The organism is Amycolatopsis orientalis DSM 43388, assembly GCF_000411975.1.
GTDB classification, from domain to species: Bacteria; Actinomycetota; Actinomycetes; order Mycobacteriales; family Pseudonocardiaceae; genus Amycolatopsis; species Amycolatopsis orientalis_D.
In genome coordinates this window covers 146550-172474 of record NZ_ASXG01000172.1, presented here as the reverse complement: position 1 = coordinate 172474, position 25925 = coordinate 146550, and the positions used below count along the sequence as shown (strand labels likewise).

Below are 25925 nucleotides of genomic sequence, written 5' to 3'. Positions count from 1 at the left end.
TGGCGGCCGCACCCGTCTCACACGACCCCTCCAGCAAGATCACGAACTACAGCTGGAGTATTAGTACACAGCTGGGATTCAGCTTCTCCACAGCATCGACGGTCACCCTCAAGGGTGGGAGCCGGGACACCCGCCTCCCACCCGCTCAGCCCGGAGGACCGACGATGAACGACGACAAGAACCCCTCGCCCGGCGAGCCCGCCGGGCAAGAGCCGACCGAGCAGTTCGGCCGGGCCGGGGACCTGGGCGAGGGTGCCGCCGGCACGGGTCCGGCCGCGGCCGGTCAGCCGGAGGCCTCCGCGGAGGCCACGCAGCCGAGCCAGCCGGTGCCGTCCGCCGAACAGACCAGCCAGCTGGGCCAGCCCGCTCCGGGCGCGGACCAGGCGAACCAGTCCGCTCCGGGCGCGAACCAGTCCGCTCCAGCCGCGGAACAGCCCGCTCCGGGCGCGGAACAGGCTGGTCAGCAGGGTCAGCAGGCCGCTCAGCCGCCGAATCAGCCCGGCCAGTTCGCGCACCCCGGTCCATGGGGCATGCCCCTGCAGCCGCGGCAGAGCGGCTTCCGCCGGTTCGTCGCCCACCGGGCCACGCAGCTGGTCGCGGTGGGGGTCCTTGGCGTGGTCGTGGGCGGCGGCATCGTCGGCGGCGTCATGGCCGCGACGCACCACCCCGGTCGCCCCGGCATGAGCCAGCACCACGGAGGTCACCGCTTAGACGACGGCGGCCCCGGCCAGCGGCACCGTGTTCCGGACGGGCAGAACCGCGGCGACGAGAACAACGGCCCCGGGTTCGGCAACGGCGGCGGCACCAGCTCCGGGACCGGCAGCTGAGCGAACAGCTCGTCCGCGCGGAATCCGAGTCCGCCCGACCTCATTCGGCCCGCAGCACCGGGTACAACACCGTCGGATGCTCGGCCAGTCCGGCTTTCGCCTTCGCACTGTCCGCGTCCGCGAGGATCTCGACTTCTCCGGCTTCGATGCCGTCCAACGCGGTGCGGACGACGTCGGCCGGGTCGTTCTTCGGGATGTCGAAGCCCGCCATCAGGTCGGTGCCGGTGCTGGCCATGACCAGGCCGCTGACCAGCGTGCGGTGTGCCAGAAGCTCCAGCCGCACCGAGTTGGTCATGCTCCACGCCGCCGCTTTGGACGCGGCGTATCCGGCGGAGCCCGGGTAGGTCGTCCAGGACAAGGCGGACAGGACGTTCAGAACCGCGCCATTCTTCAAGCCTGGCGCGAATGCGCGGATCATCTGCAACGGGCCGTAAATTTGGTCTCCATTTCCTGCCGGATCGTGGTCAGGTCGCCCGGACGAAGTGGGTCTCGAACGCACCCGCGAACAGCTGGAAGCGATGATCGAACTGGCGGAGCCGCCGAATCCGCATTGCCCGGTCGTGCTGGGCTAAAGGGCGGCGAAGGTGTCGTTGAGGATCTTCACGATCGCGCGCGGGGTGCCGGAGATGAGTTCGGTCCGGTCGTCGGTGGTCCGGTACGCCAGGACTCGGCCGGCTTCCAGGTCCAGCGCGAAAATCGGACCGCCGGTGAGGTGCCTGCCGCCGGCCCGGCGGCCGACGTACAGCTGATGCACCGCTTGGCGGGGCTGGTCCAGGACTGAATTGAGGTACTCGGCGCTGGTGCTCTCGTCGAACGGGTCCGGTGCCTCGTCGGACGCGATCGACACCGAGCGCACCGGCGCGCCGGGGATCTGCGGAAGCGTGTCGAAAAGCGCGGTGGCTAGCCGGTTCGGGGCGATCTGCCAGATCTCGACCACGTCGTCCTGGACGGACACCCGTACCGCGTCCGCCTCGCGCTGGGCGACCAATGCGCTGCGATCGGTACCGGTGCTGAATTGCGAGTGCGCGAAGTATTCGCCCTCGGCGTAGGCGATCACCTGCAAGGTCGCCCGTAGGTGTGGTGTCGGCGCGTCATCGCGTGCGAGCCCGAGTTGCGTGAGGTACTCGATGGTCTCGGCGTGCAGCCGACGGTCCGCGCCGTCCTTCACCCAAAGCCGCTTACCGCTGAGCATCGGGTGCATTTCGCCGAGGTCGAGCATGTCCCACACCATGGACAACACCGCGGTCGGCAGCCGCACCGGGGAATCTGGTCCGGTCATGCGCCGAGAGTGGGCGGCGTCGACCGGAGGCCGGTGACGGGATCGATGGCGGCTTCCTCGCTGGAGAAAATGTCGTCGGTGTCGAGGACGTATTTGCGGTTGTGCTCGGCGTCGTCTTCTTTCTTGCCGCCGCGACCGCCGCTCATCCCTGCCCCGGGCATACCGCGCTCGCCGGCCGCACCCCCGCGCGGCGCACCCGTCCCCGCGCAGCCACTGCCTCGCGGACCGAACTCTCCGGCTCCGACGCGGGAACCGCCGCCCGGACCGCGGGGCGTGGTCGCGGTGCCTCCGCTCTCTCCGCCGGTCGAGCCGAACCCGATGCCCGGGGTGTAGCCGAGACCAGACCCGCTGGAGCTCGGGCCGGACCCGCCGGGCTGGTACCCGGCGATCCCCGGAGGGGTGAACCGGGACTGACCGGAACCGGTCGGCTCGACGTAGCCGGAGGTGCTGGTCGCGTCGGCCGGATTCGGCGAATGCGGGAAGCTGCCGCTGCCGATGGACGGCCCGCTGTCGCGGTCGTGGCCTCCGCTGGCACCGGGGCCCCGGCTGCTCGCCCCGCTCGCTCCGGGAGGTTGGTCGCCTGGTCCGGTCGTCCGTGGGTCAGGACCTCCCGGCCGCCAACCGCCGGGGCCTGGTGGGCCTGCTGGCGGATGGCCCGGGCCAGGGACGCTCGGCTGCTGGTTGACCGTGACGCCGCCGTCGTACGCGCCGAGCCTGCCGTAGTCGTACTTCAACTGTCCCGAATTGGACTGGGTCTGGTGGGTGAATTCCTGATAGAGCTGCAGATTCTTGGCCGAAGCCTCGTTGTGGCTGCGCATCTCGGACAGCACGTCGGAGTCGAACAGGTTCTTCCCGCTCTTCAGCGCGTTCGTGAGCGGTTCCGCCGACATGGGGGCCATCTGGTTGCGCAGATTGTCGAGCAACGCCGCCGCGGAAGCGTGCGTGCCGCTGTTGTCGTGGAACGTTTGCTGCGCACCGGTCATCGAGGAACGCACCGTCCGCAGCCGCTGCGAGACCTTGTCCGCCGACGCGCCGCTCCAGACGGATTCGAGACCGCCGAGAATCTCCGAGACGTCCTGGCTGACCGCTTCCTGATCCCGCGCGAGTCCCTTGGCGATCTCGCTTCCTTCATGCCAAACCCCGGGCCGCGCTGCCTGGATCTGGGGGACGATCTCCTCGATCGGCACCGTCATTTCCTGGTATTTATCGAGCAGCGCCTTGGTGGACTCTACCCAGCCCATGTCAGCGCCCCGCTTTCTTCTTGAGCGTGGTGACCACGTGGTCCGTCACCTCGACCGCAAGGCGGCAGGCGTCAGCTTTGCCGCTGTTGGAAAGGCCGAGGTCAAGTCCGACCTCGAATTCGAGCGTGTCGGAGAGCCCGACCGCTACATGGCACCCGTCTGTTCGCGGGCCCGGTTTCGGGTCGTAGGCGACGGCGGGGAAGCCCTGGATGGGCGGAACCACCTCGAACCGCTTCATCTGCGGCTTGACCTGTTTGTAGATGATGCTCAAGCCTTCTCGTTGCTTGGTCGTGTAGAAGATCGTCAGCATTGAGCCTCCCTCCTGGTCAGACCAGGTGCATTTGGGGCCTAGGGGTCCGTCCTCAGGTTTGCCGGCAACGCCTTCGCCGATGTCCTCACGGATCTGCTGGGGGCTGAGCGCATCGCACGCGCTTCCGGAGAGCACGGAGTCGGGAAGCGGGTTCTCGACCTTGGGGGCACCGCCATAGGGCGGCACCTCGTTGCCCGGCAGCGAACTGCTGCTCGCCACCGGCGTTGGGTGTCCGCCGGTGGTCCCCGAACAAGCGGTGAGCAGGGCCAAGGAGCTGAGCAGGACGATTGGCGTGCGGAGTTTCATTCGGTCGTTTCCTGGTGGTCGACTCGGTTAATGAGGCTCGTCTGCTGGTGATCGCTTGATCTTGTCATGCCGAGCGCCTCCGCGATGCGCTGGATGAATTCATCGACGTAGGCGAGTTGAAGATCGATGTGACCCCCGCCGTATGAGTAGGCTCCCATTTTTGCGGCACCGTCTCCGACCATTGCCACATGCGCCGCGACCGTCGACGGATCCTGCGCCGGCGGCTTCATTCCGCATAGGTTGATGGCCCTCTCGCGCATCGCCGTCAGCTTCTGTTTGATCCCAGTCAGCTTGCTGAGCAGCTGTTTCGCCTCATCGGGCTCCAGGACGAAGCCGTCCGGTGCGGTCGTCTTGGCCTGCCCGCTCGCGACGATGAACGCCGTGTCCTCCCACACCTGTGCCCCCTCGACGCTGGTGTCGGCAATTGGTTACAGGTAGCACGGTAGCCGATCAATCACCCGCGGTGGACGCGATTCTGGAAGGTGCTCAACGACTAGACATAAACGCTATAGACATAACTGCTCTAGTCATTTGTGCTCTGGTTTTGCTGGCGCTAGACGTGTGTGATTAGTCGACCATGGCCAAGCCCCCGATCTCCGCTGCCGCGCGCATTATCGGCGAGCGCGTGCGCGAGTTCCGGTGCCAGGCTGGCCTCAATCAGGAGCAGCTGGCCGAAGCGGCTGGCGTGCACTGGACGTTCGTCAGCCAGGTCGAGCGCGGCCTGCGCAATATCAACCTGCACAACCTGCTCAAGTTCGCCGACGGGCTCGGGGTGAACCCGGCGAAGCTCGTCGACGGGTTGCGTCCGCCGCCGGACCCGGATTAGCCCTGCCCCGGGGCAGAGTCCACTGTGGGCGGACGCATCACCTGCCGGAACGTGCCTTCGCGGAGCAGCAGGATCTGCGTGATCACCTGCAGCCCGACGAAAAACGCGACTGACAGCCCGGCATCCAGCGCGGGAACGTCGTCGACCGGCAGCGTGTACGCCATGCCGATGCTCAGTCCACTGTGGACCAGGCTGCCGACGCCCCACGCCACGGTCAGCGTCTGCCACACCCGGCGGAACGACGGCCGCTCCTCCCAGGCCGAATCCAGCCGGGAGCCGCGGCCAGGCAGCAACGCGCGGGCGGCTTGGTAAGTCGTCGGGTACTGCCCGATGACCAGGCTCGCGAGCAGCCAGACGCCTGCCAGCGTGCTGAACCAGGCTCCGCGCACGAGCATCAGCCGGGCGTCGCCGGTCATCAAGGTGGTGGCCAGTCCGACGGCCAGGAACATCAGGACGAGCAGGCCGATCCCGTCCACGCGACGCCGGGTGACCAGCGTGTACAGCACGCGCAGCGCGGGCGGCAGGCCGCTCAGCAGCAGTGCCCATACCGGCGGGACGGCGAAGGCCCGGAGCAGGTAATAGCCGCCGACTGGCGCGCCGAGATCGAGCAGCAGCACGGCCAGCGACGAGCGGAATTCGTTCCCCATGCCCCGAGTTTCGGCGCGGCGGGTGCCTCCGGGCATCGGCGAGCCGGTCAGCCCGGCATCCACCGTTCGGTGGACTCGTGAGTGCCTATGCCGGTTCTAACCGGCATAGGCACTCACGAGTCAGACCGGCAGCTTGCGGAAGATCGGCCGCGGCACGTGCCGCAGGATCGACATCACCAGCCGGAACTCCGACGGCGACCACACGAGGTCCTTGCCCTTGCGCGCGGCCTCGACCGCGACGTCGGCGACCTGCTCGGCGGTCCGGGTCAGCGGAGCGTCCTTCATCCCGGCGGTCATCTTGGTCTTGACCTGGCCCGACCGGACGACGGTCACCTGCACGCCGTGCGGCGCGAGCGACTCGCCGAGACCGAGGTAGAAGCCGTCGAACCCGGCCTTGCTCGAGCCGTACACGAAGTTCGACCGGCGGACCCGCTCGCCCGCCACCGACGACAGCGCGATGACCTTGCCGTGGCCCTGAACCTTCAGCTTCTCCGACAGCGCCACGCCGACCGACACCGCGGCGGTGTAGTTGACCGTCGCCAGCTCCACGGCCTTCGCCTGGTCCTGCCACAGCTCCTCGGCCTCGCCGAGCAGGCCGAACGCGACCACCGTGACGTCGATGTCGCCGCCGGCGAACGCCTCGTCCAGCACCTTCGGGTGGGACGCCAGGTCCTTGGCGTCGAAGGCCACAGTGGACACTTCGGCCCCGCGGTCCTTCAGGCGCTGCGCGGCTTCCTCCAGCCGCGGCGAAGGACGAGCGGCCAGCACGACCCGCAGCGGCTTCTCCGCGAGGTACTTCTCCGCGATCGCCAGCGCGATGTCGGACGTGCCGCCGAGCAGCAGCAGGGACTGGGGGTTACCGACCGCGTCGATCACAGTGCGAGCCTCCGGCTCATGTCAGAGGCGAAAACGCCTTCGGGGTCAACGGAAGCGCGCACCTTGCGCCACTCCTCCAGCCGCGGGTACATCTTCGCGAACGTCTCGGGCGAGGTGCGCGAGTCCTTCGCGGTGTAGAGGCGGCCGTTCGCGTCGAGGACCATCTCGTCCATTTCCTCGCAGAACCGGCTGAGCCCGTTCTTGATCGGGAAATCGACGCTCAGCATCCAGCCCGGCGTCGGCCAGGACATCGGAGCCGGGTTCGAGTCGCCCATCCGCTTGAACACGTTCAGGAACGAGTAGTGCCCGGACCGCGAGATGGCCCGGCAGATGCCCTTGAGCTGGTCTTCCGCGCCGAACGGCACGGAGAACTGGTACTGCAGGAAGCCCTTGCTGCCGTAGCCGCGGTTCCACTCGCTCAGCATGTCCAGGGGGTGATAGAACTGCGTCAGGTTCTGGATCTTGCCCCGCGCGCCCTTCTTGGGCACGGTCTGCTGCCAGAGGTTGCCCATCATGGTTGAGGTCAGCTTGTTGACCAGACCGCTGGGGAAGACGTCGGGCAGCGTCAGCAGCTGCGGCGCGTCGAAGCGCAGCGGGTCGTTGCGCAGCTTCGGCGGCAGCTGGTCCAGCGTCGCCAGCGAACCGCGGGAAAACGTGGCGCGGCCGAGACGGCTGTCGGACGAGATCAGGTCCGGCACCGCCATCGAGTAGTCGTAGTTGAGGTCTGAACCATCGGTGAACAGACCGAGGGTCTCGTCGAGGTTCGAGGTGCGGTCGGCGTCCACGTAGAAGTACGCCGTTTCCGTCTTCTTCATCCGCACGGTCGCGCGGAGGATGATCCCGGTGAGCCCGATCCCGGCCACGGTCGCCCAGAACAGCTCGGAATCCGGGCCCTCCGGGGTGAGCGTGCGCACGGTTCCGTCGGCGGTGAGCAGGTCCATCGACACCACGTGGTTGCCGAAGCTGCCCGCCGAGTGGTGGTTCTTGCCGTGGATGTCGTTGGCGATCGCGCCGCCGATCGTCACCTGCCGGGTGCCCGGCAGGACCGGGACCCACAGGCCGTACGGCAGCGCCTCGCGCATCAGCTTGTCGAGGCTGACACCCGCGTCGAGATCGACGAGGCCGGAGTCCGGGTCGATCGAGTGGATGCGGTCGAGCACGGTCATGTCGACGACCAGGCCGCCCGCGTTCTGCGCCGGGTCGCCGTAGGACCGGCCGAGCCCGCGAGCGATGACCCCGCGCGGGCCTGCGGAAGCGACGGCTCGGGCGATCGTGTCGACGTCGCGCGTGCTCAGCACGTCGGCGACGGTCCCGGCGGTGCGGCCCCAGCCGGTGAGCGTGCGGCGCTGTGTCTCGGGTGCTTGGGTCACGCGACCAGGGTAGCCACGCCGAACACCGCCCGGAACGTGACCCTGAAGTGCTCGCTTCTACACTTTGCGCATCAAGGCACAAGCGTCCGAGCGTCGAAGTGGGTAATACGGACACTGACGCAATAGGCCGAGAAGGTATTCCAAGTGGTGGCTACAGAACCGCAGAGTGACCAAGCGCAGCCGGTGCCCGCGGGCCCCGGTCTGCTGGGCCAGCTGATCCGGTTCGGCGTGATCGGCGGCTTCTGCGCCCTGCTCGACCTGGGCACGTACTCGCTGCTGCGAGCGGCAGGCATGGACGCCGTCCCGTGGGTGGACATCGCGCGCGCGATCAGTTTCGTCGTGGGCACGACCACGGCGTTCTTCCTGAACCGGCGCTTCACGTTCGCCGACGGGCGGCGCGAGGGGAACGCCCAGGTCGGCAGCTTCGTTCTGCTGTACGCCGTCACCTTCTTCGTCGCCGTCGGCGTGAACCAGCTCATGCTGCACGTGCTGCCGGAGTCGGGGTGGAAGGCCACGCTGGCCTGGGTGGTGTCCCAGGCAACGGCGACTGTGATCAATTTCGTGATGCTCAAGTGGGTCGTGTTCCGTGTACGGCCGGTAAAGGAGAACTGAGTTCGATGCCCGGTAAAGCAGCCCCGGTCGCGGAGGCGGCCCCCGCAGGCCAGACGCGGTTCGCCGAACACGCCCCCGAAGGCAGGCTCACGGCCCAGCGCGGGCTGTACGCCGGGCCGGCTCCGATCGTCAGCAAGGACATGTACGCCGAGGTCGTGCAGGGCAACGCCCAGCGCGAGCGCGGCAGCGTGTCGCTCGAGCCGTCGGCGAAGGTCACCGGCAACACCTACTTCGGCCGCTTCCCGGCGAGCTACTGGCAGCGCTGGACCACCGCGACCGAGGTGAAGCTCGAAGCCGTCGTCACCGGCGACGGGCTGCTGTCGCTCGGCGCGTCCGACATGCTCGGCGACCCGCGCGTGGTCGACGCCCAGCAGGTGTCCGGCGCGAAGAGCGTCAAGGTCGAGCTGACCGGCAAGCTGGACAAGTTCCACGACGGCGGCGCGCTGTGGCTCGACCTCGAGACCGAAGGCGGCCAGACGCTGCGGGTCGAGCAGGTCCGCTGGACCGTCGACGCGCCGGAGTCGATCCGCCCGACCGCGGTCACCATCTGCACGATGAACCGCGCCGACGACTGCCTGAAGAACCTCCAGGCGCTCGCCGCGGACGTGTCCTCGCTGGACACCCTCGACGCCATCTACGTCGCCGACCAGGGCACCGACCTGGTCGAATCGCGCGAGGGCTTCGAGCAGGTCGCGAAGGACCTCGGCGAGAAGCTGCACTACATCAAGCAGCCGAACCTCGGCGGGGCCGGCGGCTTCACCCGCGGCCTCTACGAGGTGGCCGGGCACACCACGACCGAGCACGCGAACGTGCTGTTCATGGACGACGACGTGCTGCTCGAGCCGGACCTCGTCGTGCGCATGACGGCCTTCTCCAACCGCGCGGCCAACCCGATCATCGTCGGCGGCCAGATGCTCAACCTGCTGCACCCGAACCAGCTGCACGTCGGCGCCGAGTACGCCCGGCTGAACACGCTGGAGCCGGGACAGCCGGTGCAGCACTCGCTGTCCACCGCCGACCTGCTCGGCGTCGACGAGGACGGCAACCCGAACCGCCAGGAACGCCGCCTCGACGCCGGGTACAACGGCTGGTGGTCGTGCCTGATCCCGTACGAGGTCGTCAAGGCCATCGGATACCCGCTGCCGTTCTTCTTCCAGTGGGACGACGCGGAGTACTCCTACCGCGCCCGCGAATACGGCTTCCCCACGGTGACCCTGCCGGGCGCGGGCGTGTGGCACGCGGACTTCCACTGGAAGGACTGGGACGAGTGGCACCGGTACTTCAACCTGCGCAACTCGATCATCACCGCCGCGCTGCACTCGCCGTTCAACCTGAACCTGCTCTCCCGCGTGCTGATGGCGCAGCTGGTGCGCTACCTGCTCGGCATGCAGTACGGCCTGTCCGCGACGCTGATCAAGGCGGTCGAGGACTTCCTGGAGGGCCCGGAAATCCTGCGCGACGGCGGCGTCGAGGCGATGAAGGAGATCCGCCGGATCCGCGACGCGTACCCGGAGACCAAGCGGCACAAGCCCACTGACGTGCCGGGCATCGCATCCAACGACATTGGCATCATCAACAGCGCGCCGCGGCCGAGCATGCAGCGGCTCGTGCTGATCAAGCGGATCCTCGACAAGGCGCTCGGCCGCAGCCGTTTCGGGCTGGGCGCGGTGCCGGTCGACGAGGCGCACTGGTGGCACATCGCGCTGTTCGACACCGCCGTGGTCACCGACGCGTCGCAGGAAGGCGTGCGCGTGCGCAGCTACGACAAGGTCAAGATGTTCGACCTGGCCAAGCGCGGCGCGAAGGTGATCAACCGGCTGCGCAAGGAAGGCGCGAGCGTGCAGGAGCAGTACAAGCGCGCGATGCCGGAACTCACCTCCCGGGAGAACTGGAAGCGGCTGTACGGGCTGTGATCGCCTGAGCTGTCCGGGAAGGGCGTCTCGCGTTTCGGCGCGGGCGCCCTTTCTGTCTTTTTCGGTAGCTTTGAATTCATGGCCGACCTGGTTTCCCGCGCGCGGGCTCTTGCCGACGACCTGTTGTTTCCGGCGGCAGCCGAGGTGGACCGGCTAGGCGTGGTGCCCCGAGCGCATTTCGACGCGCTCGCCGAGGAGGGGTTCTACGGTCTTGCCGCGCCGGATTCCGGGGTTGAGCTCGAGCAGCTGGTCGGCGTGCTCGAAGCGCTGGCCGGCGGATGCTTGAGCACCGCGTTCACCTGGCTGCAGCATCATGGGCTCGTCGCCGGGCTGGCCGCGACGGACCGGGCGGATCTGCGCGAGCGGTATCTGCCGGACCTGATCAGCGGACGGCTGCGCGCGGGCGTCGCATACGCGGGGGTGATCTCGACGCCACCGCGAGTACGGGTACAGCGTGTTGACGGCGGTTACCGATTCGACGGTGAAGCGCCGTTCGTGAGCGGCTGGGACGCGATCGACCTCCTGCAGTTGTCCGGCCGCGACGGCGACACGGTGGTCAACGCCTTGGTGTCGCCGATCGTCGGGCCCAGTCTGGTCGCCGAACCGTTGACGCTCATGGCCGCGCAAGGCACCGCGACCGTGCGGCTGAAACTCGACAACCACTTCATTCCGGACGAATCAGTTTTCGCCCAGGTCAGCTACGACAAATTCGTGGCGGGCAATACGTTCGCGGCGCGGCTCAACGGATGCGCGCCGCTTGGTCTCGCCGAGCGCTGCGCCTGCTTGCTCGAAGCCGCGGGCGAAGCGGAAACGGCAGCGGCGTTGCGGTCCGAACAGGACGAAATCCGCCGTCGCCTCGACGCTGGACTCGCTGATCCGGCGATGCTTCCGGCGGCCCGCGCCGCGGGAGCCGACCTGGCGTACCGGTCCGCGGGCGCGCTCGCGGTGGCGACGGGCAGCCGCGCGGTGCTGGCCGGGGCGCACGCCGGACGGCTGGTGCGCGAGGCGACGTTCCTGCTCGTGGCCGCGAGCAGACCGGAGATCCGCGCCGGACTGCTCGCCCTCGCCCGTCGTTAAACGGACAGGCCGAATTTGCCCTTTCGGCTCAGATCGTCCACATACGCGGCGGCCACGTGGACGAAATTCACCGAAACATTGTTGCCGTCCCGGGTTTCCAGCGAGTGGACGCCGCCGTGTTTCAGGAGGTCCGGGAGCTTTTCCTGAACGGCCGCGGAACTGTCGGCGGTGAGCGGGAAGATCAGCGGTTCGCCGCCCGCCGCCAGGTGCAGGACGAGTGCTGGTTTGGGATCTGCCATGAAGCCATGGCAGCAGCGGGTGATCATCGGCGGCAAGAGCGGTTCGCCGACAGCGGATCCGCTGACAGCGGAAGCGGGCTCCGCGCTGCCCCAGCCCTTCACGGACGTTGGGCACCCGGAGCCGATGGCCGCGACAGTGCGCAGTGGACTACGGTTTCGCCGGGGAGAGACCGGATTTAGGGGTGGGTCGTGCCGTACACGTTGACGCTGTCACCGGCAGCGGTGGATCTCCTGCTGGCCGAACTCGGACTCGGCCGCGCGCCAGTGCCGTTCGTGGTGCCGCACATCGGCATCACCGGCGAGGAACGCGCCGCGGTGCGCGACGCGGTCTTCCGCGACCTCGACAGCCGCGGCCTGCTGCGGCGCGGGACCATCGACGACGACGTCCAGATCGCGCTCGCCACGTTCGCCCAGCCCGGTCTCGCGGTGTCGGCGGCGGCGAAGCTCGGCGACGAGCAGCTGTTCGCGCGCGTGGCGTCCAACGGCCAGTTCGCGGTGCTGGTCTGCCAGCGGGACGGGATGTTCGCCTTCGAGGAGGTCCGGCCGACCGGCATCGTCCCGGCGATCGTCGACCTGCTGCCGCTCACGCCCGCCGCGCCGGGGCAGTCGGTGACTGTCGCGCGGCCGTCGAAGCAGCCGGTGCGGGGCGACGCGTACGACCCGTTCGCCGGGGTCAGCGGGCCGCGCACGCACAATCCGCAGCTCCGGGCCGTCCAGCGGATCTTCGAGAAGCCGCGGTTGGCGGTCGGCCAGTTCACGCCGCACGTCCGCGACGGGAACGGGCAGGAGCGGGCGCTGCCGTCGCTCGCGTGGTTCGACACCGAACTCGGCCGCTACCTGCTCAGCACGCGCGATTCCAGCGACGGCAACCGCTGGCTCACCTACGCGCCGGCGGACAATGCCCGTCTGGCCCAACAACTGTTCACCCAGCTTGAAGGCTATTCGGCAAACGCCTGACCGCAGCGGCTCACGTCGGTAAACTCCGCCGCATGAGCACTGATCCGCTGGCGGCAGGCGGGCTGAACGCCAAGGGCATCGCCGAAGCCGCGGCCGAAACGCACAAGCTGGCCGGCACCGCGAAAGCCGGCGGGTTCAGCATCGACGGCGACGCACTCGGTGACCTGCGCAAAGCGCTCACCGACATGGTCACGCGCCTCGAACGGCTCAAGCCGCAGACGCAGGCGCTGACGACCGCGCCGAAGCTCGGCAGCCACCCGTACGGGCAGACCGTGGCCGAACACGACCGCAAGAGCGGCGCCGACGCGCCCGGGTCGGCCCTCGACGTGCTGGACCAGTTCGGCCGGATCCTGCGGGAGGCCGACGAGGCCCTCGCCCGCGCCGGCGGGGTCTACACCGAGAACGAGAACCAGGCCGTCGACTCCCACCGCACCGTGAAGGGCACCGAATGAGCACGCCGCAGCCGGGGCTCGCGCCGTCGGACGCCGACTACCTCGGGCACCCGCACCAGCAGCTGAAGTCGTATGTCGAGACCAACCTCGACGTCGAGCAGGTTTCCTCGGTCTCGCACGCGTACACCGAGGTGCAGAAAGCGTTCGAGGAGTTCGCCACGCAGCTGGGCGAGGCCGTGAAAAAGGCTTCGCACGCCTGGAGCGGCGAGGCCGCGGCCAGTGCGCAGGCGTATTTCGTAAGCCTCGCCGAATGGGCCGAGGCGAATGGCCAGAATGCGAAGCTGGCCGCGCAGATCGTCGAGGAACAGGCGACCGCCGCGCAGACGGCGAAGCATTCGATGCCGGAAGCGGTTCCGTTCGACTGGACCGAAGAATTCGACAAGTGGTCGCACGCGAGCCCGCTCGAAATGGGCGACGCGATCGACGCGACGCTGAAGAAGCAGCAGGACAGCCGTTCCGCGCACGAGCAGGCCGCGGAGACGATGTCGAAGTACGACGCTTCGCTGTACTCGTCGGGCTCGAAGCAGCCGACCTTCGCGCATCCGCCGAAGTTCGGGGTCGCCGCGGGCGGCGGTGCCGCGGTGGCGATGCCGACGGGGCCGGAGCACCACGACGCCGCTCCGGCTAACCCCGCACCCGCGCCGGCTCCTGCTGTCGCGGACGCTGGTTCGGCGGCTGTTGGCGCTGGTGCCGGCGGCGCCGGTGGTGGCGGTGCGGTGGCTGGGCACGCGAGTGCTCCGACCGTCAGCGGCCCGAGCCAGTTCACCGGTGCCGTGCACCAGGCGATGCCGGACAGTTCGACCACGGCGGCCGGTTACGCGCCGACCGCCGCCCAAGCCGCCCCGAGCGGCGGCGGCGCCGGAGCCGGCGGAATGGGCATGGGCGCGATGCCGATGGGCGGCATGATGGGCGGCGGCGGCGGTTTCGGGAGCGACGAGGAACACGAAAACAAGGTCGGCCGAGGCGGCGGCTCGTTCGGCCCCGGCGACGGAGCCATGTCCCCCGGCGCGGCGGACGTCGCGGCAGGAGGAATGGGCGGCGCCCCGGCCCGCCCGGGTATGGGCTTCGGCGCCCGCCCGTACGACGACGGCAACGACCAGCCGGCGTTCGTGATGGAGATCGACGAGAACGAGGAATACGGCGGGCACCGTTCCGCGCCGCCGGTCATCGGGGAATAGCTTGTGGTCCGTTGTGGACGGTCAGTGCGCCGTCCACAACGGACTGACTGAGTTTCAGTACCGGTAAAACTTCTCCGCCCGGCCCTGCCGCACCAATTTCAGCCACTGCACGAAGGCCTTCGGGTCCCGCTTCACGCCCACGAAATACAGGCCGAAGCGCAGTACTTCCAGCGCGCCGATCTTGCGCATTCCCGGCTGCGACAGCAAATACCCGCGGTTGCGGTAGGTGTAATACCGCTTGACCTCGTTCTCCGGGTCCTGCGCGTGGAACTTCCCGCCCAGCATCGGTTTGAACTCGTCGGAACCGTCGGGGTGCAGGTAGGTCGTGCGCAGCGACGTGCCGAACGGCAGGCCGGAGCGGACCAGGCGGCGGTGCAGTTCCACCTCGTCGCCGCGGAAGAACAGGCGCAGGTCGGGCACGCCGGTGACGTCCAAAGTGGACGCACGGAACAGCGCGCCGTTCATCAGGGACGCGATGCCCGGCAGGAAGTCCGTGCCCAGTTCGGCCGACGAGCGCTTCCAGGTCAGGCCGCGGCGCAGCGGGAACGCCAGTTTCGCCGGGGCGTCGATGTTCGCCACCACCGGGGAGATCTCGGCGAGACCGCGCTTTTCGGCCTCCTCCAGCAGGATCTCGAGCACGTGCTCGTCCGCCGGGCGGCCGTCGTCGTCGGCGAGCCAGACCCAGTCCGCGCCGAGCGACAGCGCGTGCAGCATGCCGAGCGCGAAACCGCCCGCGCCGCCGAGGTTCCGGTGCGACGGCAGGTACGTGTACGGCAGCGGGTAGGCCTCCACCACGTCCCGCGCGGACTTGTCCGGGCCGTTGTCGACCACGACGAGGTGGTCGACCGGGCGGGTCTGGGCGGCGATGATCTTCAGCGAGTCCGCGAGCAGCTCGCGCCGGTGCCGCGTGACCACCACGCCGACGACGGCGCCCTCGGGCAGCTCTCGCGTCTCGCCGGCCATCATTCCCCGCCGTTCGTCGTGGTCGCGGGCTCGATGCCGAGGCGCTCGAGACCTTCCTGGCTCATGTTCTCGAACGGGTCGCGGCCCTTGTACTCGGTGAGCACCTCGCGCAGCGAACCCTGCTTCTTCAAGTGTCCCTCGTCCATCCAGATCGCGGAATCGCACAGTTCGAAGAGGAACTCGTCGGAGTGGCTCGCGAACACCAGGATGCCGGACCGTTTGACCAGGTCCTTGAGCCGGTCGCGGGCCTTGTTGAGGAACGCCGCGTCGACCGCGCCGATGCCTTCGTCGAGGATCAGGATCTCCGGGTCGATCGAGGTCACCACGCCGAGCGCGAGCCGCACCCGCATGCCGGTGGAGTACGTCCGCAGCGGCATCTGCAGGTAGTCGCCGAGTTCGGTGAACTCCGCGATGTCGTCGACCCGCTTCTCCATTTCCTTGGCGCTCATACCGAGGAACAGGCCGCGGATGATGATGTTCTCCTCGCCGGAGATCTCCGGGTCCATGCCGATGCCGAGGTCGAACACCGGCGCGATCTTGCCGACGATCCGCGACGAGCCGCGCGTCGGTTCGTAGATCCCGGCGAGCAGCCGCAGCAGCGTGGACTTGCCCGCGCCGTTGTGCCCGACGAGACCGACGCGGTCGCCCTCGCGGAGACTGACCGACACGTCGTGCAGCGCCTCGATGATCGGCACCTTCTGCTCGGTGCCGATCTTGCCGCCGACCTTGCCGAGCACGCGCTTTTTCATCGAACGCGTTTTCGCGTCGAAAATCGGGAAGTCCACGTACGCGTTGTGGACGTCAATGCTGACCATGTGTCACACCCAATACGAGACGCGAGACCGGTAATTGCGCATGGCGACGAGCGCGAGCCCCCACCCGACGATGGTGATCGTGCCGACCACGACCCAGCTGGTCCAGCTCACCGCCTGCCCGATGAGCGGCGACCGCACCACCTGCATGTAGTGGTAGAGCGGGTTCAGCTTGATGATCGGCAGCGCCCAGGACGCGCCGTCCCGCGCGCCGCCGGAGAGCAGCTGGTCGACCGGCCAGACGATCGGGGTGCCGTAGAACATCAGCTGGATCAGCGAGTTGATCAGCTGCGGGATGTCGCGGAACCGGGTCGAGATGATGCCGAGCAGCAGCGCCGCCCAGCCCGCCGTGAGCGCGAGCAGCACGAAGCCGGGAATGGCGAGGAAAATGTTCCAGCTCAGCCCGGGGTGGCAGTACTTGTCCGGCAGGCACGCGCCGTCCTTCGAGCCCAGCGAATACGGGGAATCGAGCGCCGAGAAGAAAATGATCAGCAGCACGACGTAGACGATCATGTTGTGCGCCAGCAGCAGCGTCTGCCGCCAGATCGTGCGCAGCACGTACACGCTCAGCGGCGCGGGGACCTGTTTGATCAGCCCCTCGTTCGCGATGAACGTCTCCATGCCCTCGGTGAGGCAGCCCTGGATGAAGCCCCAGATGATGAAGCCGGTGGAGAGGTAGGGCAGGAACACCTCGATCGGCGTGCGGAACAGCTGCGAGTACAGCAGGCCGAGACCGAGCGCGATGACACCCTGGCTGATGGTGATCCAGAACGGCCCGATGATGGACCTGCGGTAGCGCTGCTTGATGTCCTGCCAGCCGAGATGGGTCCAGAGCTCGCGGGCGGCGAAACCGGTCTTGATGTCGTCGATGGCACGCGCGAACGTCTTGCTGTCCGACGACGGTGGAGCCGGAGTCGAGACATCGGGTTCGGCTGCGTGAACCGTGCTGGTGGCATGCACGTGGACGAGGGTACCGATGGGGCGCACCGGCCTCGGTCCGCCCCGGCCGGTCCGGGCGGCGGGCATCGCGCGGATCCGGCGATACGGGCCGGAACGTTCGCGGTGTCCTGGTAGTTTCTTCCCTTATGACTGCTGCTCTCGGTGCGGCGAGCCTCATGGTCGACCTCCTCTCGGCGTACGCGGACCGGCCGGACCCGCGTTCGATCGCCGTGGTCGGCAACCAGCCGCTGCCGCCCGACCCGGCCCGGGCCAAGGCGGTCGACGACTGTGACCTGGTCATTCGGGTGAACGGGTTCGTCACCGACGAACCGGACGGACCGGACATCACCGGCCGCAAGGTGCACGTGGTCGTCTTCAACCGCGCGGTCCGCGCCACCCGGCACGTGTTCCGCGACTACCGCTCCCGGCTGTATCTGCTGGTCGAGCCGGGCCGGCTGCACTGGGAGCCGGAGGCGCTGCCCGGCTGGTGGCCCTCCGACCTGGGGTTCGTCCCGGTGTCGAACCGCGAGGTCGTGCTGCCCCTGTCGGACGCGCTCGGCCTGCCGACGCGCACCGAACCGACCTGGTCGACCACGGGTACGCTCGCGGCCTGGATCGCCCGTACCTCGTTCCCCGAGGCGCAGCTGGTGCTGACCGGGTTTTCGTTCATCGACAACCCGGAGCAGACCTCGTGGGAACACGCGGCGGGCGACTCGTGCATCGTGGGACCGGAGCACCAGATCGCCGCCGAGGGCAGGCTGCTGGAGTCGTGGACCCGCACCGGCACCACCACTTTGCTCCGCTGAAGCTCGCTCGCACTCGCCCGAAGGAACTCCCGACATGCCCTTCACCAAGTTCAGAAACCTGTTCGGCTCCCGGATCGCCCGGATCGTCGATTACCGCCTCGAAGAGCGCACGCGCGGCGTGTTCCAGGACTTCGAGACCCGGATCGACGAGCTGGAGCACTGCACGGTCGACCACCGCCGCCGCCTCGCCGAGACCGACGAGAAGCTGGAGACCGCGCTCGGCGACCTGCGCTGGATCCGCGGCGAGCTGGACCGGATGATCCCGCACGTCGCCGCGCAGGAGGAGCAGCTGGAGACGCTGCGGGAGAAGATCGCGATGACTCCGCGCGCGGACGACGCTGAGGCTCTCGAAGCGCGTTCGCTGGTCGAGGAGATCCAGCGGCAGCACGCCCAGATCCGCGTCCGGCTGACCGGGATGGCCCGGTACGAGGAGCGACTGAGCCGGCTCGAGAACGCGAAGCTCACGCCCGCGCAGTGACGGCGCTCATCGCCCGCGACGCGACCGAGGCCGACGCGGAGCTGCTGCTGGCCTGGCGCAACGACCCGGCGACCCGGAAGGCGTCGCGGTCCGGTGACGTGATCGAGCTGGACAGCCACCTGCGCTGGCTGCGCGGGGTGCTCGCGGCACCGGACCGGATCCTGCTCGTGCTGGAGGACGCCGGGAAACCGGTGGGCACGGTGCGGTTCGACGACGAGGGCGGCCGCGAGTGGGAGGTCAGCATCACTCTCGCGCCGGAAAGCCGCGGCCGCGGACTGGCGCGTCCGGTGCTCGACGCGGGGGAACGGACCTTGGCCGCCCGGACGGATGCGGTGGCCGTGCTGGCCGCGGTGCACGTGGCGAACGCGGCGTCGGCGGCGTTGTTCGAGCGGGCTGGTTACCTGGAGGTCGCGCCCCCTGCCAACGGCTTCCGCCGGCTGCGCAAGACTCTGCACTGAACCCCACCGGAAGGACGCCACCCATGTCCGAAGTCCGCATCGGCAAGCACCTGCTCGGCCCGGAGCGGCCGCCGTTCGTGATCGCGGAGATGTCCGGCAACCACAACGGCGACCTGGACCGCGCGCTGGCCATCGTGGACGCCATCGCGGACGCGGGCGCGCACGCGGTGAAACTGCAGACCTACCGTCCGGACACGATCACCGTCGACGTCGACGGCCCGGCGTTCCGGATCGGCGACGGGCATTCCCTGTGGGGCGGGGAAAACCTGTACAAACTGTACGAAAAGGCGCACACGCCTTGGGAATGGCACGAACCGATCTTCGCCCGCGCCCGCGAACGCGGCCTGGAAGTGTTTTCGAGCCCCTTCGACCCGACCGCGGTGGAGCTGCTGGAATCGCTGGACGCGCCGGCGTACAAGATCGCCTCGTCGGAGATCGTCGACCTGCCGCTGATCGAACAGTGCGCCCGCACCGGCAAGCCGCTGGTGATCTCGACCGGGATGGCGAACGTCGCGGAGATCGACGCGGCCGTGCGCACTGCCCGCTCGGTGGGCAACGACCAGTTGATCGTGCTCGGGTGCACGGCGAGTTACCCGGCGTCACCGACGGAAAGCAACCTGCGGGGATTGCCGTTGCTGGCCGGGCTCACCGGGACGCTGGTCGGGCTGTCGGATCACACGCCGGGCCTCGGCGCACCGGTCGCCGCGGTCGCGTTGGGCGCGGTGGCGATCGAGAAGCACGTGACGCTCGCGCGCAGCGACGGCGGCGTGGACTCGGAGTTTTCCTTGGAGCCAGCGGAATTGGCCGCGTTGGTCACCGAGACCCACCGGGCGTGGGAAGCACTCGGCGAGCCGGTGCTGGGGCCGCGCGAAAGCGAGAAGGAAGGGCTGCGGCTCCGGCGTTCGCTGTACGTGGTGGAGGACGTCCGGGCCGGGGATCCGGTTACCGCGCGGAACGTCCGCTCGATCCGTCCCGCCGGCGGGCTCGCCCCGGCGGAGATCGTGCACGTGCTGGGGCGGACGTTCCGGGTCGATGCCGCCAAGGGGACCGCGCTGACGTGGGATCTCCTCTAGGCTCGGGGACATGGCAGGCGCGAAGTCCCGCAAGGCGTTACTGGCCACCCTCGGAGCGCTCGGCGCGATCCCAGTCGCTTCCGGACTGACCGGAATCCTCGGCGGCCCGGAACGCGCCCCCGGCGGTGCGGCGACGACGCCCAGCGTGGACAGCGAGTACCGCTTCGTGAACACCTTCTGGACGGCGGCGGGGCTCGCGCTGTGGTGGTCTCTCCTGCGGCCGGAGAAGCGCGCCGGAACGACCCGGCTGGTGCTGGGGACGGCCGCCGCGGGAGGGCTGCCGCGGCTTCTCTCGGCACGGCGGGCTGGGGCGCCGCATCCGGTGTTCCGGGCGGCGACGGTTTTGGAGCTGGCTGTGGTGCCGGGGGTTTTGCTGTGGCACGCGAGGGTTTTCCGGGCCGGTCAGACCCCGAAGAACCCGCGCACCCCGTCGATCACCCGGTCCACGTCGGAATCCCTCAGCGACGGGAACAGCGGCAGCGAAAGCTCCTGCTCGTAATACGCCTCAGCGTTCGGGCACAACCCGCGCCGATAGCCGAGATCCTCGAATACCGGGTGCCAGTAGGCCGGGATGTAGTTGACCTGCACCCCGATCCCCAGCCCGCGCAGGTGGTCGAACAGCGCGCGGCGGCGGCCATCCAGCACTCGCAGCGGGTACAGGTGCCACACCGGGTCCGCGCCTTCGCGGCGAGGCGGCGTCAGGACTCCTGAGACATCCGCGAGCGCAGCGTTGTACCGCGCGTGGATCTCGGCTCGCCGCAGTTTGAACTCCGTCAAGCGCTTGAGCTGGCTGCTTCCCAGTGCGCACAGGACATCCGGCAGCCGGTAGTTCAGGCCGAACTCGTGCACTTCCTGATGCCACGCGCCTTCGTCCGGGTACCGCTGGCGCGACTTGTCCCGGACCAAACCGTGGTTGCGGAACGCTTGTGCGCGCTGCAGCAACTCCGCGGACCCGGTGACGACCGCGCCGCCCTCGGCGGTGGTCAGGTTTTTGGTGGGGAAGAAGGAAAACGTGGTCAGATCGGCAAGAGAACCGACCGGCCGTCCCTGCCAGGAACCACCGACGGAATGCGCGGCGTCCTCCAGCAACAGGGCGCCGGCGTCGTGCGCGACTTTCGCCAGGGAGTCCAGTTCGGCCGGGTGCCCGGCGTAGTCGACCGCGGCGATCACCTTGGTGCGGCTGGTGATCGCGGCCGCGGCGGCGTCGACGGACAGGTTGCCGGTGTCCGGCTCGACGTCGGCGAACACCACTTTCGCGCCGTGCAGTGCGGCGGTCGCGGCGGTGGCGACGAAGGTCATCGGCGACGCGACGACGTCGTCACCCTCGCCGATTCCAGCCGCGGCGTAAGCCACGTGCAAGGCCGCGGTACCGGAGGTGACGGCTACGGCCGGAGTCCCGCCGGTGTGCTCCGCGAGGTCTGCCTCGAACTTCGCGACCGCGGGGCCCGTCGTGAGCCAGTCGCCGCGCAGGACTGAGACGACGGCTTCGATGTCTTCTTCGCTGACGAACTGGCGGCCGTACGGCAGAAACTCAGGCATATTGCTCGACCAGTTCGCGGAGTTCGTCGGCCTCGAGCCAGAGATCGTTCGTGTCCGAGCGGTACGCGAAGCCCTCGGGCACCTGCTCCCCGGCCGACGGCGATTCGTAGCCCCAGCCGGCGAGGTGCGGCTGCACCACGTAGCGGTCCGGCAGCCGCAGAGTCCGCCGGGCGTCGTCCGGCGCGATCATTTCCTCGTGCAGCTTCTCGCCCGGGCGCACGCCGACCTCGTGCATCGGCGAACCCGGCGCGATCGCTTGCGCGAGGTCGACCAGCCGCATGCTCGGGATCCGCGGCACGTACAGCTCGCCGCCGGACATCTGGTCGAACGAGTCCACCACGAACTGCACGGCTTGCGGGAGCGTGATCCAGAACCGGGTCATCTCCTTGTGCGTGATCGGCAGCGATTCGCCCTGCGCGGCGAGCTTCCGGAAGAACGGGATGACACTGCCGCGCGAGCCCATCACGTTGCCGTAGCGCACCACGGAGAACCGGGTCGGGTGCGCGGCCGCGTAATGGTTGCCGCTGATGAACATCCGGTCCGCGCACAGCTTCGTCGCGCCGTAGAGGTTGATCGGGCTGGACGCCTTGTCGGTCGACAGCGCGACGACCTTCTTCACGCCGGTGTCGATCGCCGCTTCGATCACGTTCTGCGAACCCGTGACGTTCGTCTGGACGAACTCGAACGGGTTGTACTCGCCGGTGTCGACCTGCTTGAGCGCCGCGGCGTGCACCACGTAGTCGACGCCGTGCATGGCGCGCTCGAGCCGGCGGCGGTCGCGCACGTCGCCGATGAACCAGCGCAGCCGCGGGTCGTCGTTGAACAGCTGCCGGGCTTCGTACTGCTTCAGCTCGTCGCGGGAAAGCACCACCAGCCGGCTGGGGTTCAGCTCGGCCAGCGCGTAGGCGATGAACGCCTTGCCGAAGGAGCCGGTCCCGCCGGTGAGCAGGATGCTGGAGCCATCCAGCTCGGACATCGATGACCTCCGCGATCGGGGTTCGTGGATCGGCGCGGGGCGCCGCAGGCCATCATGTCACCCATGCGTGCAGGCCCTGGCGTCAACGCCGTGATACAGGCCCGGTCGTCGTCCACCCGGCTGCCGGGCAAGGTGCTGCGGCCGCTCGCCGGGCGGAGCGTGCTGGGCTGGGTCGTCCGGGCCGCTGCCGCTGCTCCCGGGGTTGCCAAGGCAGTGGTCGCGACCTCGGACGATGCGTCCGACGACGCGGTCGCCGCCGAGGCTCAGCGATGCGGCGCGCACGTCGTCCGGGGGCCGCTGGACGACGTCGTGGCCCGGTTCGGGCTGGCGCTGTCGGAGCACCCGGCGGGCGCAGTGATCCGTCTCACGGCGGACTGCCCGCTGCTTGATCCGGCCCTGATCGGCCGGCTGGTCGCGGTGTGGCAGGCCGAGCCGTCGCTGGACTACGTCTCGACCACGCTCGTCCGCACCCTGCCGCGCGGCTTCGATGCGGAGCTGGTGCGCGCGGAGGTGCTGGCCGAGCAGGTGGCGACCGCTACCGGGGCGGACCGCGAGCACGTGACGTCGGCGATCTACCGGCAGCCGGACCGATACTCCTGCACCGGCGTCGTGGTCAGCCCCGCGGCCGACGACCTGCGCGTCACTTTGGACACCGCGGAGGACTGGGAGCTGATCTCGGCTCTGGTGGCCGAGCTGGGCGACGTGCCGGGGTCGTGGCGTTCGGTGGTGTCGCTGCTGCGGTCGCGGCCGGACTTGACGGCGTTGAACGCGCACGTCGAGCAGAAGAAGGTCGGCCAGTGAAGCTGCTGCTCCGGGCGGACGCGTCGCCGGCCATCGGGGCCGGGCACATCTCGCGGGCGGTCGCCTACGCCGAACGCGCGGTCGCGCGGGGCTGGGACGTGCACTTCGCCGGTTCCACGACCAACGCGGAGTGGCTGGCCGCCCGGTTCGACGAGCTGTCGGTGCCGCGTCTGCCGGTTTCTCCCTTGGCTGGCTTGGCTTCCGGCTTCGACGCCGTGCTCGTGGACCACTACGGAATCGGTGACGTCCGGGCCGAGGTCAACGCCGCTGGCGCTCGATTGGTGTCCATTGAGGACGATGTGTTCGGCCGTCGTCCGGCGGATGTGGTGGTGGATTCGGGTTTCGTGCCGGCACCGCGTCCCGACGACGGGTCGGACTTGCTGCTGCGAGGTGTGGAGTACACGCCGCTTCGAGAGGTCGTACTGCGTGCGCGGGCGCGTCGGAGCACTTCGTCGCCGTTGCAGGTGACGGTGGTTCTGGGCGGGGGAGCCGAGTGGGCTTCGACGGTTTCGCTCCTGCTCCAGGCGCTTGCCGACACCGGATTGCCCTTCACCGCGGACGCTTTGGTCCGTGGCACCCCGACGTTGCCGTCCACTGTGGAGGGACAGGTGATCCGGGTAGCCGCGCCGCATGCCGGATTGCTGGACCTGCTCGCCGGGACGGACGTCGCGATCAGCGCTTCCGGGGTGACCTTCCTGGAGTTGTGCTGTCTCGGGGTGCCGACGGCGGCGGTGCAGCTGGTGGACAACCAAGCGGCCGGTTACCGGGCGGCGCTGGAACGCGGCCTGGCGAGCGGCCTGGGTCCGGCGGACAGCTTGGGCGCCCGGCTGCCGGAGGTGACGGACACGCTGCGGCAGTTGCTGTCGGACGCTTCGCTGCGCTCGCGGCTTTCGGAGGCCGGCCGGTCCGCTGTGGACGGTCGGGGCGTGGACCGGGTGCTGGACGTGCTGGCCGGATTCTGATTGAGGACCGGAACATTCCGCAATCCTTCCTAACGTTGCCGCCATGACCGAGACCCCGTTCCGGATCCACGTCCCGCAGTCCGAGCTGACCGACCTCGACCGGCGGCTCGCCGAGACCCGGTGGCCGGACCCCTTCGACGACCCGGCGTGGGAGCTGGGCATTCCGGTGCCCGAAGTCCAGGACCTCGCCGACTACTGGCGCCTGGGCTTCGACTGGCGGGCACAGGAAGAACGCCTCAACGGCTTCCCCCAGTTCACCACCACCATCGACGGCGCCAACATCCACTTCCTGCACCTGGAATCGCCCGAACCGGACGCCGTCCCGCTCCTGCTCACGCACGGCTGGCCCGGCTCGATCGTCGAATTCCTCGACCTCATCGGTCCCCTCGCCGACCCCCGGGCGTACGGCGGCGACCCGGCCGTGGCGTTCCACGTCGTCGTTCCCTCCGTGCCCGGCTTCGCCTTCTCCGGGCCGACCGCCGACCGCGGCTGGGGACCGGCCCGGACGGCGCGTGCGTGGGCGGAGTTGATGACCCGGCTCGGGTACTCGAACTTCGGCACGCACGGCGGCGACTGGGGCGCGTTGATCTCCCGCGAACTCTGCGTCCAATTCCCCGGCAGGATCATCGGGGCGCACGTGACGATGCTGCCGTCCGCGGTGGCGCGCAGCGAGGCTGATCTTGCCGGGCTCAGCGGAGCAGAGCTGGCGAAAGGCCAGCGCTCGCTGGAGAAAGCGCGGGCCTTCCAGCAGACCGGCGTCGGCTACGCGATGATCCAGTCCACCAAGCCGCATACGCTCGCCTACGGCCTCACCGACTCCCCGGCCGGGCAGCTGGCCTGGATCGCGGAGAAGTTCCGAGCCTTCTCGAACGCCGACCACGACCTGATCGACCGCGACGACCTGCTCGCCAACGTCTCGATCTACTGGTTCACCCGCACCGCCGCGTCGTCCTCGCGGATCTACGCCGACCAGGACGTCCAGTGGGGCGCGCCGCTGCCGCCGTCGACGGTGCCGACCGCGGTCGCGGTGTTCCCGGACGACATCGGGCTCCCGCTGCGGCACCTGGCCGAGCGCACCGACCGGATCGTGCGCTGGACGGAATTCCCGCGCGGCGGGCACTTCCCGGCGCTCGAAGAACCCGATCTGCTGATCGGCGATCTTCGGGCGTTCTTCTCCGCGGAAAGCCTGGGGTGAGGCGTCGCCGGACGGGAACGGTCCGCGGCCGCGCAAGACTGCAGAGCCGCGGCTTCCGACCGGTGCCTTCGGCGAACGCCGGCGCCTTGGCGATCGGGAACTGCGCACGTTCCCGATCGCCTCGCGGATCGCCGCCGCTAGAGGTACTGCCCGGTTCCGGTGATGCCGTGCCCGTGGCCCTCGCCCGGGTGGCCGCCGGAGCCGGACGAGCCCGCGGGCAGGCCGCGGCGCATCTGCTCCAGCTGGACCCGCGCGGCCATCTGCTGGGCGAACAGCGCGGTCTGGATGCCGTGGAACAAGCCCTCCAGCCAGCCGACCAGCTGGGCCTGCGCGATCCGCAGTTCGGCGTCCGAGGGGGTCTCGTCCTCGGTGAACGGGCGCACCAGGCGCTCCAGTTCCTCGCGCAGCTCCGGCGCGAGGGCCTCCTCCAGCTCGCGCACCGACGTCTGGTGGATCTCGCGGACGCGGTTGCGGCTGGCGTCGTCCAGCGGCGCCGCGCGGACCTCCTCCAGCAGCTGCTTGATCATCGTCCCGATGCGCATCACCTTGGCCGGTTCCTCGACCAGGTCGCCGACGGACTCGTTCTCCTCGCCCTCGCGTGCCGCCTGCGCGCTGCCGACCGGGACCCCGTCCGGACCGACCACGACCACGCGCGGCGCGTCCGCGTCCCCGGCTGCGCCCGTTCCCCGGAAGTTCGGCTCGCTCATATGCTCCATCCCCGTCGGTTGGCGGTCCTGCCCCGAGCCTAGCGGCCGTCCGGGCAGTTCTGCCCAACCCCGCGGCAACCGCGAAACCGCACGTCCGTACGGTGTC

Annotated in this window: 31 protein-coding genes; 16 read left to right on the top strand and 15 right to left on the bottom strand. The window is 69.1% G+C overall.

Going from position 1 to position 25925, the window contains the following annotated elements:
* Positions 1–164 precede the first annotated feature (164 nt).
* Positions 165–827 (top strand): hypothetical protein, encoded by a 663-nt coding sequence (locus L942_RS36745; protein WP_037369071.1) that lies wholly within the window; start codon positions 165–167, stop codon positions 825–827.
* 40 nt (positions 828–867) lie between these two features.
* Here the strand turns inward: L942_RS36745 and L942_RS36740 are convergent, their stop codons facing one another.
* The 5 genes from L942_RS36740 to L942_RS36720 form a co-directional block, all read right to left on the bottom strand.
* Complete coding sequence (locus tag L942_RS36740) at positions 868–1326, bottom strand: SDR family NAD(P)-dependent oxidoreductase (protein ID WP_268745760.1); 459 nt, start codon at positions 1324–1326, stop codon at positions 868–870.
* A 69-nt stretch (positions 1327–1395) separates the two neighbouring features.
* On the bottom strand, positions 1396–2106 hold the full coding sequence (locus L942_RS36735; protein ID WP_037369069.1) for an ESX secretion-associated protein EspG: 711 nt from the start codon (positions 2104–2106) through the stop codon (positions 1396–1398).
* A complete protein-coding gene (locus L942_RS36730; RefSeq protein WP_037369068.1) occupies positions 2103–3347 on the bottom strand; it encodes a hypothetical protein in 1245 nt (414 codons plus the stop codon). Before L942_RS36730 ends, L942_RS36735 begins: the two co-directional genes overlap by 4 nt.
* A gap of 1 nt (position 3348) precedes the next feature.
* Positions 3349–3963 carry a DUF3558 domain-containing protein gene (locus L942_RS36725; RefSeq protein ID WP_051166502.1) on the bottom strand — a complete coding sequence of 205 codons (615 nt, stop codon included), beginning with the start codon at positions 3961–3963 and terminating at the stop codon, positions 3349–3351.
* Positions 3960–4358, bottom strand: a complete 399-nt coding sequence (locus tag L942_RS36720; protein WP_037369066.1) for a hypothetical protein — start codon at positions 4356–4358, stop codon at positions 3960–3962. The genes L942_RS36725 and L942_RS36720 overlap by 4 nt, the downstream gene beginning before the upstream one ends.
* 182 nt (positions 4359–4540) lie before the next feature.
* Between L942_RS36720 and L942_RS36715 the strand changes: the two genes are divergently transcribed.
* A complete protein-coding gene (locus L942_RS36715; protein ID WP_037369064.1) occupies positions 4541–4789 on the top strand; it encodes a helix-turn-helix domain-containing protein in 249 nt (82 codons plus the stop codon).
* On the opposite strand, the gene L942_RS42375 is transcribed toward L942_RS36715, so the two are convergent.
* From L942_RS42375 to L942_RS36700, 3 genes are all read right to left on the bottom strand, one after another.
* Positions 4786–5436, bottom strand: a complete 651-nt coding sequence (locus L942_RS42375; protein ID WP_051166501.1) for a VC0807 family protein — start codon at positions 5434–5436, stop codon at positions 4786–4788. The two genes, L942_RS36715 and L942_RS42375, sit on opposite strands and share 4 nt — an antisense overlap.
* A 120-nt stretch (positions 5437–5556) precedes the next feature.
* Positions 5557–6312 (bottom strand): decaprenylphospho-beta-D-erythro-pentofuranosid-2-ulose 2-reductase, encoded by a 756-nt coding sequence (locus L942_RS36705; RefSeq protein WP_037369063.1) that lies wholly within the window; start codon positions 6310–6312, stop codon positions 5557–5559.
* Positions 6309–7682 carry an FAD-binding oxidoreductase gene (locus L942_RS36700; protein WP_037369061.1) on the bottom strand — a complete coding sequence of 458 codons (1374 nt, stop codon included), beginning with the start codon at positions 7680–7682 and terminating at the stop codon, positions 6309–6311. The genes L942_RS36705 and L942_RS36700 overlap by 4 nt, the downstream gene beginning before the upstream one ends.
* Before the next feature lie 144 nt (positions 7683–7826).
* Between L942_RS36700 and L942_RS36695 the strand changes: the two genes are divergently transcribed.
* From L942_RS36695 to L942_RS36685, 3 genes are all read left to right on the top strand, one after another.
* Entirely contained in the window at positions 7827–8294 is a 468-nt protein-coding gene (locus L942_RS36695) for a GtrA family protein (protein WP_037369060.1), read from the top strand.
* 5 nt (positions 8295–8299) lie between these two features.
* The gene (locus L942_RS36690) at positions 8300–10207 is read left to right on the top strand and encodes a glycosyltransferase (protein WP_037369058.1); all 1908 of its coding nucleotides are present in this window, start codon (positions 8300–8302) and stop codon (positions 10205–10207) included.
* Between the two features lie 78 nt (positions 10208–10285).
* Entirely contained in the window at positions 10286–11284 is a 999-nt protein-coding gene (locus L942_RS36685; RefSeq protein ID WP_037369057.1) for an acyl-CoA dehydrogenase family protein, read from the top strand.
* On the opposite strand, the gene L942_RS36680 is transcribed toward L942_RS36685, so the two are convergent.
* Positions 11281–11523, bottom strand: coding sequence for a hypothetical protein (locus tag L942_RS36680; RefSeq protein ID WP_037369114.1), 243 nt, complete (start codon positions 11521–11523; stop codon positions 11281–11283). The genes L942_RS36685 and L942_RS36680 overlap by 4 nt on opposite strands.
* 189 nt (positions 11524–11712) lie before the next feature.
* On the opposite strand from L942_RS36680, the gene L942_RS36675 reads away from it, so the two are divergent.
* The 3 genes from L942_RS36675 to L942_RS36665 are packed head-to-tail and all read left to right on the top strand — an operon-like array spanning position 11713 to position 14110.
* Entirely contained in the window at positions 11713–12480 is a 768-nt protein-coding gene (locus L942_RS36675; protein WP_037369055.1) for an ESX secretion-associated protein EspG, read from the top strand.
* Positions 12481–12512: 32 nt separating this feature from the next.
* A complete protein-coding gene (locus L942_RS36670) occupies positions 12513–12932 on the top strand; it encodes a hypothetical protein (protein ID WP_037369054.1) in 420 nt (139 codons plus the stop codon).
* Positions 12929–14110, top strand: coding sequence for a hypothetical protein (locus L942_RS36665; protein ID WP_037369052.1), 1182 nt, complete (start codon positions 12929–12931; stop codon positions 14108–14110). Before L942_RS36670 ends, L942_RS36665 begins: the two co-directional genes overlap by 4 nt.
* 54 nt (positions 14111–14164) lie before the next feature.
* Here the strand turns inward: L942_RS36665 and glfT1 are convergent, their stop codons facing one another.
* From glfT1 to wzm, 3 genes are read right to left on the bottom strand one after another with little or no spacing between them, the layout of a single operon-like run.
* Positions 14165–15073, bottom strand: coding sequence for a galactofuranosyltransferase GlfT1 (gene glfT1, locus L942_RS36660; RefSeq protein ID WP_037369050.1), 909 nt, complete (start codon positions 15071–15073; stop codon positions 14165–14167).
* Positions 15073–15888, bottom strand: a complete 816-nt coding sequence (wzt, locus tag L942_RS36655; protein ID WP_037369048.1) for a galactan export ABC transporter ATP-binding subunit Wzt/RfbE — start codon at positions 15886–15888, stop codon at positions 15073–15075. Before wzt ends, glfT1 begins: the two co-directional genes overlap by 1 nt.
* 3 nt (positions 15889–15891) lie before the next feature.
* Positions 15892–16845, bottom strand: a complete 954-nt coding sequence (gene wzm, locus L942_RS36650; protein ID WP_037369113.1) for a galactan export ABC transporter permease subunit Wzm/RfbD — start codon at positions 16843–16845, stop codon at positions 15892–15894.
* A 155-nt stretch (positions 16846–17000) separates the two neighbouring features.
* Here wzm and L942_RS36645 point away from each other — a divergent pair, with 155 nt between their 5' ends.
* The 5 genes from L942_RS36645 to L942_RS43440 are packed head-to-tail and all read left to right on the top strand — an operon-like array spanning position 17001 to position 20138.
* Positions 17001–17630, top strand: coding sequence for a hypothetical protein (locus L942_RS36645; protein WP_037369047.1), 630 nt, complete (start codon positions 17001–17003; stop codon positions 17628–17630).
* Between the two features lie 34 nt (positions 17631–17664).
* Positions 17665–18108 (top strand): hypothetical protein, encoded by a 444-nt coding sequence (locus L942_RS36640; protein ID WP_037369045.1) that lies wholly within the window; start codon positions 17665–17667, stop codon positions 18106–18108.
* The gene (locus tag L942_RS36635) at positions 18105–18566 is read left to right on the top strand and encodes a GNAT family N-acetyltransferase (RefSeq protein WP_037369044.1); all 462 of its coding nucleotides are present in this window, start codon (positions 18105–18107) and stop codon (positions 18564–18566) included. The genes L942_RS36640 and L942_RS36635 overlap by 4 nt, the downstream gene beginning before the upstream one ends.
* A gap of 23 nt (positions 18567–18589) precedes the next feature.
* Positions 18590–19639, top strand: coding sequence for a pseudaminic acid synthase (pseI, locus tag L942_RS36630; protein WP_037369042.1), 1050 nt, complete (start codon positions 18590–18592; stop codon positions 19637–19639).
* Positions 19640–19649: 10 nt separating this feature from the next.
* A complete protein-coding gene (locus L942_RS43440) occupies positions 19650–20138 on the top strand; it encodes a DUF4345 domain-containing protein (protein ID WP_081655377.1) in 489 nt (162 codons plus the stop codon).
* Here L942_RS43440 and L942_RS36625 read toward each other — a convergent pair.
* Positions 20042–21178, bottom strand: coding sequence for a DegT/DnrJ/EryC1/StrS family aminotransferase (locus L942_RS36625; RefSeq protein WP_037369040.1), 1137 nt, complete (start codon positions 21176–21178; stop codon positions 20042–20044). The genes L942_RS43440 and L942_RS36625 overlap by 97 nt on opposite strands.
* Positions 21171–22154, bottom strand: coding sequence for a UDP-N-acetylglucosamine 4,6-dehydratase (inverting) (gene pseB, locus L942_RS36620; RefSeq protein WP_037369038.1), 984 nt, complete (start codon positions 22152–22154; stop codon positions 21171–21173). The genes L942_RS36625 and pseB overlap by 8 nt, the downstream gene beginning before the upstream one ends.
* Positions 22155–22217: 63 nt before the next feature.
* On the opposite strand from pseB, the gene L942_RS36615 reads away from it, so the two are divergent.
* Genes L942_RS36615 through L942_RS36605 form a run of 3 tightly spaced genes read left to right on the top strand, consistent with a single transcriptional unit; the run spans position 22218 to position 25112 of the window.
* Positions 22218–22955 (top strand): cytidylyltransferase domain-containing protein, encoded by a 738-nt coding sequence (locus L942_RS36615; protein ID WP_106965172.1) that lies wholly within the window; start codon positions 22218–22220, stop codon positions 22953–22955.
* Positions 22952–23917: a spore coat protein gene (locus tag L942_RS36610; RefSeq protein ID WP_037369036.1), complete on the top strand. Its 966-nt coding sequence runs from the start codon at positions 22952–22954 to the stop codon at positions 23915–23917. Before L942_RS36615 ends, L942_RS36610 begins: the two co-directional genes overlap by 4 nt.
* Before the next feature lie 43 nt (positions 23918–23960).
* A complete protein-coding gene (locus L942_RS36605; RefSeq protein ID WP_037369035.1) occupies positions 23961–25112 on the top strand; it encodes an epoxide hydrolase family protein in 1152 nt (383 codons plus the stop codon).
* 137 nt (positions 25113–25249) lie between these two features.
* Here the strand turns inward: L942_RS36605 and L942_RS36600 are convergent, their stop codons facing one another.
* Positions 25250–25828, bottom strand: coding sequence for a bacterial proteasome activator family protein (locus L942_RS36600; protein WP_037369033.1), 579 nt, complete (start codon positions 25826–25828; stop codon positions 25250–25252).
* Positions 25829–25925: the final 97 nt, after the last annotated feature.